The following is a 15,526-nucleotide window of genomic DNA, read 5'->3' as shown; positions in this document are numbered from 1 at the left end:
AACCCACGGCGAAGACACTAACCTATCGAAACCCCATCGAAAACCCGTGTGGCGTCACGCCGCGAGCTAAATCCGCACCCGTAAGTCCATACTCCGCGCCCACCTCAAGCCTGCGAAACGATAGAGTAAGACTATGGCTGATTCCCTCTTTGATCTTGAGCTGCCCGATGACGGGGACCGCGTGAGCCTGATTGGCGCGCCCGCCGAGGAGCCCACCTCCTCGCGCGCCTCTGCGCCGCGTGCGCGCTCGGCCCGTTCGGCGTCCCGCGCACCCCTGGCTGTGCGTATGCGTCCGCGCACTATTGATGAGGTTCTCGGCCAGGAGCATCTGCTGACTCCGGGTGCGCCTTTGCGCGTGTTGGCGGGGGAAAACGCCGGCCCGGCTGGTCCCTCCTCGGTGATTCTGTACGGCCCGCCGGGTACGGGTAAGACCACCCTGGCGCATGTGATTGCGCGCGCGCCGGGTCGCAAGTTCGTGGAACTTTCGGCGATTACCGCGGGCGTGAAGGACGTTCGCGCGGTCATGGATCAGGCGCTGCTCGACCGCGACATGTACGGCACGACCACCGTGCTATTCCTGGATGAGATTCACCGTTTCACGAAGGCTCAGCAGGATGCGCTCCTGCCCGGCGTGGAGAACCGCTGGGTGATTCTGGTGGCGGCTACGACGGAGAACCCGTCGTTCAGCATTATTTCGCCGCTGCTCTCGCGCTCGCTGCTGTTGCGGGTTCATTCGCTGGAGCAGTCCGATATTGAGCATCTGATTGATCGTGCGCTGGCTGATCCGCGCGGTTTTGGTGGTGCGGCGGTCATTGATGCGGATGCGCGCGCCCACCTCGCGGCGGTTTCCGGAGGCGACGCTCGCCGCTCCCTGACCTCCCTGGAGGCGGCGGCTGCGATTGCGTTTAGTGAGGCTGAAGCTGCGGGAAATACCACAGCAGAAACCAGCCCCGCAGAAACTGATGTAGCAGAACCCACCTCTGAAGAGGCTGACCTCGCTGACCCCGATACCGCCAACTCGTCCGAGGATTCAGTGCGCTCAGCAGACCCGGCGGGGGAGAAGTCCCTGGAACCCGCCGCCCCTGTCCGCATCACCTTGGCGCATGCTACGGAGGCGGTGGACCGCGCCGCGATTCGTTACGACCGTTCGGGTGACCAGCATTATGACGTGGTGAGCGCGTTCATTAAGTCCATGCGCGGCTCTGACGCGGACGCCGCGGTGCACTATCTGGCGCGCATGTTGGAGGGCGGCGAGGATCCGCGTTTCGTGGCTCGCCGCATCATGATTTTGGCGAGCGAGGACATTGGTTTGGCTGATCCGCAGGCGTTGCAGGTGGCGACGGCTGCGGCGCAGTCGGTGGCGCTGGTGGGCATGCCGGAGGCTCGTATTATCCTGTCGCAGGCGGTGATTTATTGTGCGCTCGCGCCGAAGTCGAATGCCGCATATAACGCGATTAACCGCGCGATTGCGGATGTGCGTGCGGGCGCGTCGGGTCAGGTTCCGGTGCATCTGCGTGACGCCCACTATGCGGGGGCTAAGCAGTGTGGTCACGGCGACGGCTACATTTATGCGCATGATGCGCCGGGTCATGTGGCGGCTCAACAGTACCTGCCGAATACCCTGCGCGGCACGGTCTACTATGAGCCGACTCAGCATGGTTTTGAGCGTACGTTGACGGAGCGTCGTGAGCGTATCCGCAGGATTCTTGACGGCGGCAACTAGCCGCGCTGGCTCATCCCCCAAACCAGCCGCGCAGATTCATCGCCCAAACCAGCCCGCGCGCGGATTCATCATGCAAGCTAGCCACCAAACTAGCCGCGCGTGAGGGCTCGCCGGGCAGTTTACCCGCCCCGCCTAAAAGAGGGTAAACAGAAAGCGGTGCGTAGTACCTCGGTAGTACTGCGCACCGCGTCAGAGTTTTGAGTTGTGATAGACGTCTTGGCTGTCGGCCTTCCCGGAAGGGCGGACGCCAAGCTTGTTATGGTTTCTAGTCTAGGCGATATGGGGGTCTGATTCAAGCTATTCCCATAAAGACACAGGTTAAAAATAACGAAATGATTACAATCCAACATCTTAGCGCCGCAATTTTTCGGGGAAGTCGCACCTAAATAGCTCTGACGGGCATAAATGATTCCTGTGGGGTCGTGTGGGTAAGTATTAAAAACCCACACGCACAGTGATTTAAACCAAAGATTTCCCAAAAGGCTGGTAAAGCCCGGGCGCATCCGGTAAGCTTGACGGGTCTGGCAATTACTATGCCCGCATTTGTGCGGGCGTCAGTAATGTAGCTGCGGGGTACTCTGCCCCGAGCTCTCCGCCCCACCGCCGTACAGCAACGACCGAACCGGTCGCGTACGGACTCCGGCGGGGTCAACCGAGGAGGCCAGTATTCAACAGACCGAGGCCCCACCCGCAAGGGTGCAGGAGCCTCACATAGAAAGGTAGATTGTGGCTAAGCACAACCGCACCCGCCGTACCGTGCGTCAGTCCCGTGCCCTGGGCATTGCACTGACCCCGAAGGCAGAAAAGTACCTCGAGCGTCGTCCTTACGGCCCCGGCCAGCACGGCCGTGCCCGCAAGAAGGCTGACTCCAACTACGCTACCCAGCTGAAGGAAAAGCAGCGTCTGCGCGCTCAGTACAACATCCGCGAGGCACAGATGCGCCGCGCATACCTCGAGGCAAAGCGTACCGAGGGCCAGACCGGTAAGAACATGGTCGAGCTGCTCGAGACCCGCCTCGACGCTCTGGTTCTGCGTGCAGGCTTCGCCCGCACCATTGCACAGGCACGTCAGATGGTTGTTCACCGTCACATCATGGTTGACGGCGTTCGCGTGGACCGCCCCTCGTTCCACGTCAAGCCCGGCCAGCTGATCCACGTTCACCCCAAGGCTGAGAAGACCACCCCCTTCCAGGCTGCGGCTGCAGGTGAGAACCAGGCAGTTCTGCCCGAGGTTCCCGCATACCTGAACGTTGAGATCGAGAAGCTGCACGCAAAGCTTGAGCGCAAGCCCAAGCGCGAAGAGATCCCCGTGATCTGCGACGAGCAGCTGGTCGTTGAGTACTACTCGCGTCTGGCATAATCTCGATTTTTCGAGAAGCAACCCGTCCTGCACCGTTCGGTGGGGGCGGGTTGTTCCCGTTTAACGCGCGGGTTTTTGGGGCTTATACACTACAGGGCTGTGGCGCTGCGGAACCTGTGAATCTTCCGTCGCTGGGAGTTTCATGAGAGTTTAGGGGGCGCTTGAAGGATTTTTCGACTAAAATAGGGGATTGAGCTGTGTATACAGTCCTGAACTGTACGCACAATCCGGCTGCGCGCCACGGTGGCGTTCAGCCTTGTACGACTATTGATAAGCATCATGCATTGAGCGGAATGGGGTTATAGATGACCGGCGGAGATATTGCGGGCCTGATTGCAGCAGGAGTTTTTGCGATTCTGGTGGCTCTGCTTGCGCTACCCATTATTCGCCTGACCAAGGTGTTTGATGAGCTTATCGTGACGATTCGTTCGCTGAACCAGAGCACCGGTCCCCTCATCGAAGAGGTGACCCGCACTGTGGTGACCACCAATGAGCAGCTGGAGAAGGTTGACGACATCACCTCGAACGTTTCGGATGCGTCCGCTAACGTTTCTGCACTGTCCTCGCTGGTGACCTCGACTGTGGGTCAGCCGCTGATTAAGGTTGCCTCCTTCTCGTACGGTGTGCGTCAGGCATTCCGCGGCGGTAAGTCCGGCGATGCACACGGCACCGCCAACACTGGTAGCACTGGCGGCCAGTACGGTTCGGCACAGTCCTCTTACTCTGCAGGCGGTGAGAACTAATGGGTCTGCTTCGTTCAGCTCTTCTGCTCGGCGCCGGCGCGGCGGTTGGTTACTTCGCTTCCAGGCGTTCCGCCTCTGAACCTGCTCAGCGTACCCCCGGCAGCGCCCTGCTCATGCGTGAGCACGGTGAGCTTGCCCTCAACCCGGAGTCTCAGATGGGAAAGTTCTTCGATTCGCCGATTGGCAAGCCCCTGCAGCCGTATGCGTTGCGTGCTGTTGAGTTCGCCGCCCGCGTGCGTGAGGGCATGCAGGAGAAGGAGATGGAGCTCAATGCTAAGGTGGAGCGCCAGAAGCAGGATCTGCGTCCTGGCTCCCTGGATACGTGGGACCGTCAGATGAGCTCGGCTGAGATTGAGTCCACGAACCGCCGTCTGGCTGAGCGTGAACTCATTGAGGTGGAGGCTGAGATCGCCTCCTTGGAAGAGGCTCAGAAGCGAGCGCGTGAGCAGCGTATTGCGCGTGACCGTCAGCTCGGTGACGGCTTCTTCAACTAGGTTTTAAAAGATGGTGTTTTCGCCCGTAAACCACGGTACGAGGGTGGCTCGATTAGCCATTTTGCTCTCGGGCAGGCACCATAGGTCAGTAGACTAATTTAGAATTTCGCACAGATTACTCTAAGGAACGAGATGCTCTCACAGGAGATTTCTAAGCGTTGGATCGATTTCTTCGCTTCCCGCGGCCATACTGTGGTGCCTTCGGCATCGCTGATTTCGAACGAGCCCGGCGCTATGTTCACCATCGCCGGTATGGTGCCGTTCATTCCCTACTTCCTGGGCCGTGAGACCCCTCCGTTCTCCCGCGCGACCAGCGTGCAGAAGTGCATCCGCACCCTGGACATTGAAGAGGTCGGTAAGACTGCGCGTCACGGTACCTTCTTCCAGATGGCTGGTAACTTCTCGTTCGGTGATTACTTCAAGGAGCAGGCGATTCCGTTTGCTTACGAGCTGCTGACCACCCCTCAGGATAAGGGTGGTTTCGGCCTGGATCCGGAGCGCCTGTGGGTCACCATTTATGAGGGTGACGATGAGGCCTTCGACATTTGGCACAACAAGGTGGGCTTCCCGGCTGAGCGTATTCAGCGTATGGGCATGAAGGAAAACTACTGGTCCACCGGTCAGCCCGGCCCCGCAGGCCCCGACTCGGAGATCTTCTACGACCGTGGCCCCGCGTACGGTAAGGAAGGCGGCCCGGCGGCTGACGACGACCGTTACATTGAGATTTGGAACCTCGTGTTCATGCAGTACCAGCGTGGCGAGGGCATCGGTAAGGATGACTTCGAGATTCTGGGTGATCTGCCGAAGAAGAACATCGATACCGGTCTGGGCGTTGAGCGTCTTGCCATGCTGCTGCAGGGTGTTGAGAACTTCTACGAGACCGACCAGGTCCGCCCGGTTCTGGATGCTGCTTCTGAGCTGTCCGGTAAGAAGTACCACGGCTCTGAGTCTGCTGAGGATGAGGGCTACGAGGATGACGTGCGTATGCGCGTGGTGGCTGACCACATCCGTTCCTCGCTGATGCTGATTGCTGACGGCGTGACCCCCTCGAACGAGGGTCGCGGCTACATTCTGCGCCGTCTGATGCGCCGTGCGATTCGTGCGATGCGTCTGCTGGGTGTGACTGAGCCCTGCCTGCCCGTGCTGTTCCCGGCTTCGCGTGATGCGATGAAGGGTGCTTTCCCATACGTTGCTGACGACTTCGAGCGTATTTCCCGTATTGCGTACGCTGAGGAGAAGGCGTTCCTACACACCATTGAGACCGGTACTGAGCGTCTGGAAGAGGCTGTTGCTGCCGCTAAGAAGGACGGCTCTAACGCTGTTTCTGGTGCTGAGGCGTTTGCTCTGCACGACACCTACGGCTTCCCGATTGACCTTACCCTGGAGATGGCTGCTGAGGCTGGCGTGAAGGTGGATGAAAAGTCCTTCCGCGAGTTGATGGCTGAGCAGCGTCACCGTGCGCAGGCTGACGCTAAGGCGAAGAAGGGTGCGTTTGCTGACCTGTCCGAGCTGCGTAAGCTCGTGGATGAGCGTGGCTCCATCTTCACCGGTTACACCGAGCTGCGTACTGAGACTAAGCTGCGCGCAATCCTGGTGGACGGCGTGTCGGTTCCCGCCGCTAAGGCTGGCGACAAGATTGAGGTTGTCCTGGATGAGACTCCGTTCTACGCGGAGGCTGGTGGCCAGGCAGCTGATACCGGTGTCATTACCGGCAACGGCTTCGTCATTGACGTTCAGGACGTTCAGCAGCCCGTGAAGGGCCTGAGCGTTCACCGCGCCGTTGTGCGTGAGGGCGAGGTTCACACCGGTGCCGATGTTGTGGCACAGGTTGATGTTCAGCGCCGCCGCGACGGTGAGAAGGCACACTCCGGTACCCACATCATTCACGCTGCCCTGCACCAGGTGCTCGGCAACGAGGCTACTCAGCGTGGCTCCTTCAACAAGGAAGGCTACCTGCGCTTCGACTTCGCGTGGGGCGAGGGCCTGTCTGAGTCCGCTAAGCGTGAGGTGGAAGAGGTCGCTAACCTCGCAATCCGCGATAACCACGAGGTGATTACCCGTGAGATGCCGCTGGCTGAGGCTAAGGCTCTGGGCGCTATGAGCCTCTTCGGTGAGAAGTACGGCGACGTGGTGCGTGTTGTTGAAATCGGCGGCGAGTTCTCCCGCGAGCTGTGCGGTGGTACCCACGTTGGTTCGTCCGCTGAGATTGGTTCGCTGACCCTGCTGACCGAGAGCTCTGTTGGCTCCGGTAACCGCCGTGTTGAGGCTCTGGTGGGTCTGGACTCCTTCAACCACCTGGCTGCTGAGCGTACCCTGGTGAACCAGCTGACCGGCCTGATGAAGGTTCAGTCTTCCGCCGATCTGCCGGAGAAGATTAACCAGACTCTGGCCAAGCTGAAGGCTGCTGAGAAGGAACTGGCTCAGCTGCGACGCGAGAAGCTGCAGGCTGAGGCGGGCAAGCTGCTGGAGAACGCACAGACCATCGGTTCTGTTCGCGTTCTGGCGCATGACGCTGGCGAACTGGACGCTAACGGCGTTCGTGACCTGGCTCTGGATCTGCGTTCGCGCTTCGGCTCCGAGGCCGCTGTTGTCGCCGTGGTGGGTGTGGCTAATGGCCGCCCCGTCGTCCTGGTGGCAACCAATGAGGGTGCTCGCGAGGCTGGCGTGAAGGCTGGCGCTCTGGTCCGCGTCGCTGCCGGTGTTCTCGGCGGCGGTGGCGGCGGTAAGGACGACGTCGCTCAGGGTGGTGGCCAGGACGCATCCAAGATTGGTGCTGCACTGGACGCTGTCCGCGACGCTATCGCACAGGCTCAGGCCTAAACATGGCAGAATTCCAGCGCGGAGTGCGGATGGGTGTCGATGTGGGTAATGCCCGCGTCGGCACCGCCCTCAGCGACCCCGACGGTATTCTCGCCACCCCGCTCAAGACGCTGCGCCGCGACGCGAAGAAGAACTCTGACCGCCGTGTTTTGCGCAAGCTGATTGAGGTGAACGAGGTGGTGGAGGTTTTCGTCGGGCTTCCGAAGACCATGCGTGGTGGGGATTCTCCCTCCACGGAAATGGCTCGGGAGTACGCTCAGGCTCTGCGCTCCGAGCTGGATGCCGAAGACAAAACACACATTAACATTTGGCTGGTGGATGAGCGACTCACCACCGTGAGCGCTCACCGTGCACTGCACGAGGCTGGGGTTTCCAGCCGAGATTTCAAGACTATGGTTGACCAGGTGGCGGCTGTGAACATTTTGCAGTACAGCCTGGATGCCCTCAAGGCGGGGCAGTCCGTAGCCGGGTACAAGGTGAGCGATCCGGCCCACGAAGAAAACCGACCGTCCGAGTCAGAAGGGACTACGGTCGGTGCCGTCAACGAAACGGAGAACCTTCAGTGACCGAACAGAATAAACAGCCCGAAGAGAGCGGGCTCGACCTCTTTAGGCCGACAGCCGAGGATGAACGTAAGGGCATCACCGGCATCACGATGGAACAGGAAATCGTGTCGGTGGCTACGTTGCGTGCGCGTAAGCGCCGCCGCCGCGCCATCATGCTGAGCGCTATTTCCTTGTTTGTCGTGGCTCTGGTCATCATTTCGGGTGCCCTGATTACTCGCTACGACCCGTTCAAGACTCGTGACTACTCGGGTGGCGGCAATGGTACGACCGTGACCTTCACGATTCGTTCCGGCCAGTCCACCGCGCAGGTGGCGCAGGAGCTTGAGGCGGCGGGCGTTATTGCTGATGCTGATAAGTTCATTGAGGTGTACACCAAGGAGAGCAAGGGTAAGTACTTGCAGCCTGGCACCTATGAACTGCAGCAGCACATGAGCAGCTCGAGCGCGATTACGACCATTATTGATGCGAACAGCAACGTACTGTACCTGGCGATTCCGCAGGGTAAGCGCGTGAGCGAGACCATCGATCTGATTGTTTCTGGCTCCGATGGTGCGTTCACCCGTAAGCAGGTTGAGGACGCGGTCAGCAACTACACCCAGTACGGTGTGCCGAGCAACTTCCCCTCGATTGAGGGTTGGCTGCACCCGGGTGAGTACCGCTTCCCGAAGGGCACCGACATCAAGAAGGTCATCCAGACCATGGTTGATAAGACCAAGGCTGACCTGAAGGAAGCCGGCGTGAGCGGCGACCAGAAGATCTTTGAGGTTCTGACCATCGCCTCCATCGTGGAGCTTGAGGCTCAGCCGAAGGACTACGTGGCGGTTGCAGGCATCATTGAGAACCGCCTGAACAACCCCGATGGTGAGACCTCGGGTCTGATTCAGTCGGATGCGACCGTGACCTACGGTCTGGGTGTCCGCTCGTACCACCTGACTGAAGAGCAGAAGGCCGATAAGAGCAATAAGTACAACACTTATGCGAATAAGGGTCTTCCGAAGGGTCCGATTGGTTCCCCGCAGCTGGCTTCGATTAAGGCTGCCGCGGCTCCTGAGAAAAACCCGTACTACTACTGGGTGACTGTGGACCTGGACTCCGGTGAGACTAAGTACTCCCGTACTTACGCTGAGCACCAGCGTTATGTTGAAGAGTACAACCAGTGGTGTTCTAAGCACCCGAACCGTTGTAGCTAATCGGTTTAGCCGGTAGCTATGATTCGGTAGCTTTGGACTGAAGGTTCCTTGCTGAGGCGGGTACCGCCTCCACGAGAGTGGGGGAGGTGCCCGCCTTTGCTGTACCCGCTAAAATGGGAGGTGGCCCCCGCGGCCGTCCCTGTACCCAACGTTGAGAACGACCCCCAGCGTGAGAGCGAAAGAGAGCCGATGAAGACTGAACCGTACCGCGAGGCCCCGTATCATCGCCGTGCCTACGTGCTGGGGCACCCTATTGCGCATTCGCTCTCGCCTGCGTTGCATCGTGCGGCGTATGACTTTTTGGGTGAGGCGAATCTTGAGTATGATCGCCGCGATACTCTGCCCGATGATTTGCCGGAGATTATGCGCGGCGTGCGTCACCCGAAGGGTACGGAGGACGCCCCGTATATTGCGGGTCTGTCGGTGACGATGCCGTTGAAGACCGCGGTCATTCAATATTGCGATGAGCTGAGTGAGACTGCCCGCGTGACCGGTGCGGTGAATACGGTGTATCCGCGCGGTGAGAAGGTGCTGGGCGATAACACGGACGTGATCGGCATTGTGAACGCGCTGCGCCACGCCGGTTTGGAGCCGGAACCGCTTAAGGATTCTGCCGCGATTGTGGGTGGGGGAGCGACCGCTATTTCCGCCCTGACCGCACTGCATCAGCTGGGGTATTCCCGTGTGAGCGTGTACGCCCGTTCGCTGCATAAGCTCGGTAGCGTGCAGGAGGCGGCGGACCGCCTGGGCGTTCAGCTGGAGCAGGTTTCCCTGGCTGATTTGCCGCAGAATCTTGCGGAGCGCGGTCATCACCCGGTGGTGTCTACTCTTCCAGCGCATGCGGCGGATGAGTGGGCGAGCCAGCTGAGCGGGCTGAAGGGCGCCTCCGCGACGCACCGGCCGGTACTGCTCGATGTTGCGTATAACCCGTGGCCTTCGGTGCTGGCGAGCGCTTGGGAGGCTAACGGCGGCACGGTGGTTTCTGGCCTGGAGATGCTGCTGTATCAGGCGGTGGAGCAGGTGCTGCTGTTTACCGGCCGTGAACTGCAGCCCGCCGAACTGCTGGGTCTAATCAATGCGATGTGCGCGGCGGTTGATCTTGCGCCTCGTGCTTCCGTTTCGTGAAAAAAGCGTGCTTTCACTCGCTCAGTAAACGGGCATTTTATACACTATTTATACACGTGAAGAATTATTATTCCTTCCTCCTGCGCTGCGGTGCGGGTGCGATGAAAAGAGGTTAACCTATGGCTCTGCGTTGGCTCACTGCCGGAGAATCCCACGGCGAGGCGCTCGTCGGCATTATTGAGGGCGTACCCGCCGGTGTGGAACTCACCAGCGACATGGTGCGTGACGCCCTGGCTCGTCGCCGCCTTGGCTACGGCCGCGGTGCCCGCATGAAGTTCGAGGAGGACCGCGTGCGCATCCTGGGCGGTGTGCGTCACGGCCTGACTCAGGGCGGCCCGGTCGCGATTGAGATTGCGAACACCGAGTGGCCCAAGTGGACTGACGTGATGAGCTCCGATCCGGTGGATCCGAAGCTGATTGAGGGTCGTGCGCGTAATGCTGCGCTGACCCGTCCGCGCCCCGGTCACGCCGATTTTGCGGGTATGCAGAAGTACAACTTCTCTGAGGCTCGCCCGGTGCTGGAGCGCGCCTCCGCACGTGAGACTGCGACCCGCGTGGCTCTTGGCGTGGTTGCCGCACAGATTTTGAAGGCTCTGGGTGTTGAGCTGGTTTCTCACACCGTGGCTGTGGGTGGCGTGCACGCTCCCGAGGGCGCCCCGGTGCCTTCGCCTCGCAACGTTGATCAGCTGGACGCTGACCCGCTGCGCTGCTTCGACAAGGCGACCTCCGACGCGATGGTTCAGCGCGTGGATGAGGCGCACAAGGACGGCGAGACTCTCGGCGGCGTGGTTGAGGTGCTCGCGTACGGTATGCCTCCCGGACTGGGTTCGTACGTGCACTGGGACCGCCGCCTGGACGCGCGCCTTGCCGCAGCGCTGATGGGTATTCAGGCGATTAAGGGCGTTGAGGTTGGCGACGGTTTCGCGACCGCTGACCGCCCGGGCACTGCCGCTCACGACGAGATTTCCATTGGCGAGCACGGCGTTACCCGCGATACCAACCGTGCAGGTGGTATTGAGGGCGGCATGAGCATTGGTGACCTGCTGCGTGTGCGCGCGGCAATGAAGCCCATTGCGACCGTGCCGAAGGCTCTGAAGACCATTGACACTTCCACCGGTGAAGAGGCTCGCGCCCACCACCAGCGTTCGGACGTGTGTGCTGTTCCCGCCGCCGGCGTGGTGGCGGAGGCTATGGTCGCCCTGGTGCTCGCTGAGGCTGCACTGGAGAAGTTTGGTGGCGACTCGATTGGTGAGACTCGCCGCAACATGGATTCCTACCTGGACGCTATTCCGGCGTCTCTGGCGTGGGAGTCTAACGTGGCTGGTTGGGACGCGTAGTGCCCCTTCCGGCGGAGTCTGAGGGCCGCGACACGAAGGGTCACGGTTCCGGGGAGGTTTCTGTGGAGCAGGGTGTTCGCCCGGTCGCTTCGAGCCCCCTTGCGCGTATTGCTGCGGCAACGCAGCGTGCGCGAGGGGGCGCTTCGCCGCGCCCGGAACCCGGCGCAGAATCCAGCGCGGAACCCGGTGTACCTGCTGCGGCTGAGCAGAGTGTTGAGGCTGCGGGCGCTGAGGCTGTTGAGGCTACGGGCGCTGAGGTTCGTGAGACTGTTGCACGTGAGGCTACCGCATCGGTTTCTTCCGCGTCAGTTTCTTCTGCGCGCCCGGCTTCTCGCGTTCCCACCCCCGCTGACCTGATGCGTTCTGGCGCCCGCCCCCTGCCCGCCGCCGCTACGGCGAGCACGCAGGGTGTGCGCCTGTACGCCTCCTCGGTGTCTGAGGACGCCGACCCGGCGCTCGGCCTGGACGAGGACCTGCGCCTGAAGCTACTCAGCGCCCTGCAGGGTATGGGCACCGCTGAAGAGGAACCCCGCAAGGAACCCGCGAAGGCGGAAGCGCCCAAGCCAGCAGCTCCAAAACCGGCCGCGCCGTCGGTAGTCGCTGCGCCCAAGCCGACTGCGCCTAAGCCTGCCGCGCCCAAGCCGGCACCTCCGAAGCAGGCTCAGCCTGCAGAGGCGGCGGGGGAGAGCGCTTCTGCTCCCGTGCAGAAGGCTGAACCCAAGCCTGTACCGGTCACGCCCGCAGCCCCCGTAGCTGTGCCCGAAACTTCCGTAGGTGTGCCCGCGGCTGAACCCGCCAAGCCGGTCCGTCCGACCCCGGCGCTGTTTGGCAAGGTCCAGGTTGCCGCGCCCGCAGTACCCGCTGCGCCCCCCGCGGAAGAAGAGAACCAGGCGGGGGAGAAGCCCCTCGAAGCTTCCGAGCTACCCGCAACCCCGGCTGAATCTGTGGCACCCGCAGAGCTCACTGTCCCCACAGAGCTTGCTGTCCCCGCAGAGGCGCTCGCAGAAGACGAGTCCGCCTGCGGCGCTCGCATCCACCCGCAGCAGGTGCGTGAAATGCACGAGAACTTCGCGGAACGCTCCCGACCCATCGTGCTCATCGGCCCCATGGCGGCAGGTAAGACCTACATTGGTACGCACCTGGCGCGTTTCTACGGCTACGAGTTCCTCGACGCCGACCAGCTCATCGTGGAACGCTACGGCGAAGTCTCCGAAATCTTCGAAATTTTCGGTGAGGCGTACTTCCGCGAGCTCGAACGCAAAACCATCGAAGAGGTCCTCACCTCGCCCGTGTACCGCAACACGGTGTTCTCCCTGGGCGGCGGCGCGCCCATGACCGACTCGGTCGCGGAGCTGCTCAAGGACGAATGCGTGGTGTACATCCTCGTTGATGCTGACACCGTCACCCCGCGCATTACCGGCAACAAGACCCGCCCGCTGCTGCAGCCGAACCCGGTCGAGCGGTGGACCGAAATTTTTGAGCGCCGCCGCAGCCGATACGAAGAGCTGGCACACTTCACCCTGGACGCACGAGGCGGCCGCCCCATCACCGAGATGACCGCCGAGATTCAGGCGTACGTGACCGCAACCCGCGCCTCCCGCGCGCAGCGTCCCCAAGCTTAACCCCTCACCTGTGAAAGGACACATGATGAGCACTCAGCCTACCCCCACTTTCGGTGCCTCCGGCGTGGAAGATATTACCCGCATCCCGGTGACCGGCAGCTCCCCGCGTGAGAACTATGAGGTTCTCATCGGCCACAACCTGCTCGGTAAAATCCCCGAAATTCTGGGCAACCGCACCAAGAAGGTGCTCGTGATTCACCCGCGTGCCCTGCGTTCCACCGGTGAGCTGGTCATGGAAGACCTGCGCGCCATGGGCTACGAATCGTTCAGCGCCGAAATTCCGGACGCTGAAGAGGCAAAGCACTACCAGGTGGCGGCGTTCTGCTGGCAGGTACTCGGTCAGAACGACTTCACCCGCACCGACGCGGTCATCTCCGTTGGCGGCGGCGCCATTACCGACGTTGCCGGCTTTGTCGCGGCAACTTGGTTGCGCGGCGTGCGCGTTATTCACATCCCGACCACCCTGCTCGGCATGGTGGACGCTGCCGTGGGCGGTAAGACCGGCATCAACACCGCCGAAGGTAAGAACCTGGTCGGCGCGTTCTGGCCGCCCGCCGCGGTGCTCTGCGAGATCGGCACCCTGCGCACCCTGCCTGAACATGAGCTGCTGACCGGCATGGGTGAGGTCGTCAAGTGCGGCTTCATCGCAGACCCCGAAATCCTTGACCTGATCGAGGCGAACCCGAACGCCGTACGCGACTCGCAGTCCGCCGTGATGCGTGAGCTCATTGAACGCAGCGTGCGCGTGAAGGCGGAGGTTGTCTCCGAGGACCTGCGCGAGTCCGGCCGCCGCGAAATCCTGAACTACGGCCACACCCTCGCACACGCCATCGAGCGTAACGAGCGTTACCAGTGGCGTCACGGCGCGGCAGTGTCCGTCGGCATGGTCTACGCCGCCGAACTGGCGCTAGCAACCGGCCACGCCGACGAAGAACTCGTGGCACGCACCCGCCGCATCCTCGAATCCCTGGGCCTGCCCACCTCCTACAAGGCAGACGCATGGCCCCAGCTGCTCGAAGCAATGCGCCGCGACAAGAAGGCACGCGGCAACCTGCTGCGCTTCATCATTCTTGACGGTTTGGCTCGCCCGCGCGTCTACGAGGTGCCGGACGATTCGATCCTGTACATGACCTACCAGGAGATTATCTCCGAGTAGGTGATGAGTCCCGTACATTCACCGGAAGCACACGCCACGCGACCGCCAGCATACGGCAGCCAGCATGCGCCAGCCGGGTGGGGTGCCACAGAAACTGTGGCGCACCTGCTAGGCAAATTCGTGCACATCCTGTAGAATGTACGGGACATAATTTTGCTCATTGAAAACTTAGCGCCGCGCCGGGTACCACTACGGCGTGGGCGTCGATGACACGAAGGAGAGCCCCATGGCATCCACTACCGATATTAAGAACGGCGCCGTCCTGAAGATTGACGGCAACCTCTGGTCCGTTGTAGAGTTCCAGCACGTTAAGCCCGGTAAGGGTGGCGCGTTCGTCCGCACCAAGCTGCGCAACGTTACCTCCGGCAAGGTCGTCGACCGTACCTTCAACGCTGGCGCTAAGATCGAAACCGCAACCGTTGACCGCTCCGACTACCAGTACCTGTACCAGGACGGCGACGACTACGTCTTCATGGACATGAAGACCTACGACCAGATCAACGTTCCCGCAACCGTTGTCGGCGACGCAGCAAACTACATGCTCGAGTCCCAGACCGCAACCATCGCAATGCACGAGGGTAGCCCCCTGTACATCGAGCTGCCCGCATCCGTGGTCCTCGAAATCACCTACACCGAGCCCGGCCTGCAGGGTGACCGCTCCACCGGCGGCACCAAGCCCGCAACCGTTGAGACCGGCTACGAGATCCAGGTTCCCCTGTTCCTGGAGACCGGCACCAAGGTCAAGGTTGACACCCGCACCGGTGAGTACCTCGGTCGTGTGAACGACTAATGAATTCGCGTACGAAAGCCCGATTGCGCGCCCTCGAAGTGCTCTTCGAGGCGGATCAGCGCAACGAAGATTATATTGAGGTACTCCGCCGCCGCCGACTGTACACGGTAGCGCAGATTTCTGCTTACTCTGAGGAAATCATTCGTGGTGTTCGCGACCACGACGAAGAGATCCGCGAGTTTGTGGAGACTTACGCCCGTGACTGGTCCTTCGAGCGTATGCCCGCCGTGGACCGTGCCGTGCTGCGTATTGGCACTTGGGAGCTTCTGTACAATGACGAAGTTCCGGATGCTGTCGCAATTTCTGAGGCTGTCGGTCTGGCGCGTGTGCTGTCCACGAATGAATCTCCGAAGTTTGTGAACGGTCTGCTGGATAAGCTCCGTCAGGTGAAGCCGACCCTGCTCGCGTAACACGTCTCGCCGCGGCCTGCTCGCCAGCTTTTATGACTGGTTGGTTTGCCGCCGTTGAGGATGCACCCGCAGGGGAGCGTACGTGAAACCCCCGCCGTACTGTAGTTCGCTACAGGACGGCGGGGGTTTTCTGTGTCTAGGTTGCGTTTGGTTGGTGCAGTTCTGCATGGGGTTCCGTATTGGGTGCGGAT

Annotated in this window: 13 protein-coding genes; all 13 read left to right on the top strand. The window is 61.2% G+C overall.

Annotated elements, in window-relative coordinates; genetic code table 11:
* The first annotated feature begins 133 nt into the window (after positions 1-133).
* A complete protein-coding gene (locus HMPREF2605_RS07750) occupies positions 134-1,723 on the top strand; it encodes a replication-associated recombination protein A (RefSeq protein WP_070847753.1) in 1,590 nt (529 codons plus the stop codon).
* 726 nt (positions 1,724-2,449) lie between these two features.
* Positions 2,450-3,082 (top strand): 30S ribosomal protein S4, encoded by a 633-nt coding sequence (gene rpsD, locus HMPREF2605_RS07745; RefSeq protein ID WP_005508739.1) that lies wholly within the window; start codon positions 2,450-2,452, stop codon positions 3,080-3,082.
* Between the two features lie 305 nt (positions 3,083-3,387).
* A complete protein-coding gene (locus HMPREF2605_RS07740) occupies positions 3,388-3,825 on the top strand; it encodes a DUF948 domain-containing protein (protein ID WP_049327226.1) in 438 nt (145 codons plus the stop codon).
* Positions 3,825-4,319: a hypothetical protein gene (locus HMPREF2605_RS07735; protein WP_049341923.1), complete on the top strand. Its 495-nt coding sequence runs from the start codon at positions 3,825-3,827 to the stop codon at positions 4,317-4,319. The genes HMPREF2605_RS07740 and HMPREF2605_RS07735 overlap by 1 nt, the downstream gene beginning before the upstream one ends.
* Before the next feature lie 132 nt (positions 4,320-4,451).
* The gene (alaS, locus tag HMPREF2605_RS07730; protein WP_070847750.1) at positions 4,452-7,139 is read left to right on the top strand and encodes an alanine--tRNA ligase; all 2,688 of its coding nucleotides are present in this window, start codon (positions 4,452-4,454) and stop codon (positions 7,137-7,139) included.
* A 2-nt stretch (positions 7,140-7,141) separates the two neighbouring features.
* Positions 7,142-7,705, top strand: coding sequence for a Holliday junction resolvase RuvX (gene ruvX, locus HMPREF2605_RS07725; protein WP_070543592.1), 564 nt, complete (start codon positions 7,142-7,144; stop codon positions 7,703-7,705).
* On the top strand, positions 7,702-8,895 hold the full coding sequence (gene mltG, locus HMPREF2605_RS07720; protein ID WP_070819592.1) for an endolytic transglycosylase MltG: 1,194 nt from the start codon (positions 7,702-7,704) through the stop codon (positions 8,893-8,895). Before ruvX ends, mltG begins: the two co-directional genes overlap by 4 nt.
* Before the next feature lie 189 nt (positions 8,896-9,084).
* Positions 9,085-10,020, top strand: a complete 936-nt coding sequence (locus HMPREF2605_RS07715) for a shikimate dehydrogenase (protein ID WP_070847748.1) — start codon at positions 9,085-9,087, stop codon at positions 10,018-10,020.
* A 119-nt stretch (positions 10,021-10,139) separates the two neighbouring features.
* Positions 10,140-11,357, top strand: a complete 1,218-nt coding sequence (aroC, locus tag HMPREF2605_RS07710; RefSeq protein ID WP_005508730.1) for a chorismate synthase — start codon at positions 10,140-10,142, stop codon at positions 11,355-11,357.
* Positions 11,357-12,979 (top strand): shikimate kinase, encoded by a 1,623-nt coding sequence (locus HMPREF2605_RS07705; protein ID WP_070847745.1) that lies wholly within the window; start codon positions 11,357-11,359, stop codon positions 12,977-12,979. Before aroC ends, HMPREF2605_RS07705 begins: the two co-directional genes overlap by 1 nt.
* Positions 12,980-13,004: 25 nt before the next feature.
* Positions 13,005-14,135, top strand: coding sequence for a 3-dehydroquinate synthase (aroB, locus tag HMPREF2605_RS07700; protein WP_070847742.1), 1,131 nt, complete (start codon positions 13,005-13,007; stop codon positions 14,133-14,135).
* 226 nt (positions 14,136-14,361) lie between these two features.
* Positions 14,362-14,925, top strand: coding sequence for an elongation factor P (efp, locus tag HMPREF2605_RS07695; RefSeq protein ID WP_005505932.1), 564 nt, complete (start codon positions 14,362-14,364; stop codon positions 14,923-14,925).
* The gene (nusB, locus tag HMPREF2605_RS07690) at positions 14,925-15,335 is read left to right on the top strand and encodes a transcription antitermination factor NusB (RefSeq protein ID WP_005505934.1); all 411 of its coding nucleotides are present in this window, start codon (positions 14,925-14,927) and stop codon (positions 15,333-15,335) included. The genes efp and nusB overlap by 1 nt, the downstream gene beginning before the upstream one ends.
* Positions 15,336-15,526 lie beyond the last annotated feature (191 nt).

Origin of the sequence: Rothia sp. HMSC065C03 (assembly GCF_001837295.1) — a bacterium.
Taxonomy (GTDB): domain Bacteria; phylum Actinomycetota; class Actinomycetes; order Actinomycetales; family Micrococcaceae; genus Rothia.
The sequence above is the reverse complement of the archived record's forward strand: the minus strand, read 5'-3'. Positions and strand labels throughout refer to the sequence as shown.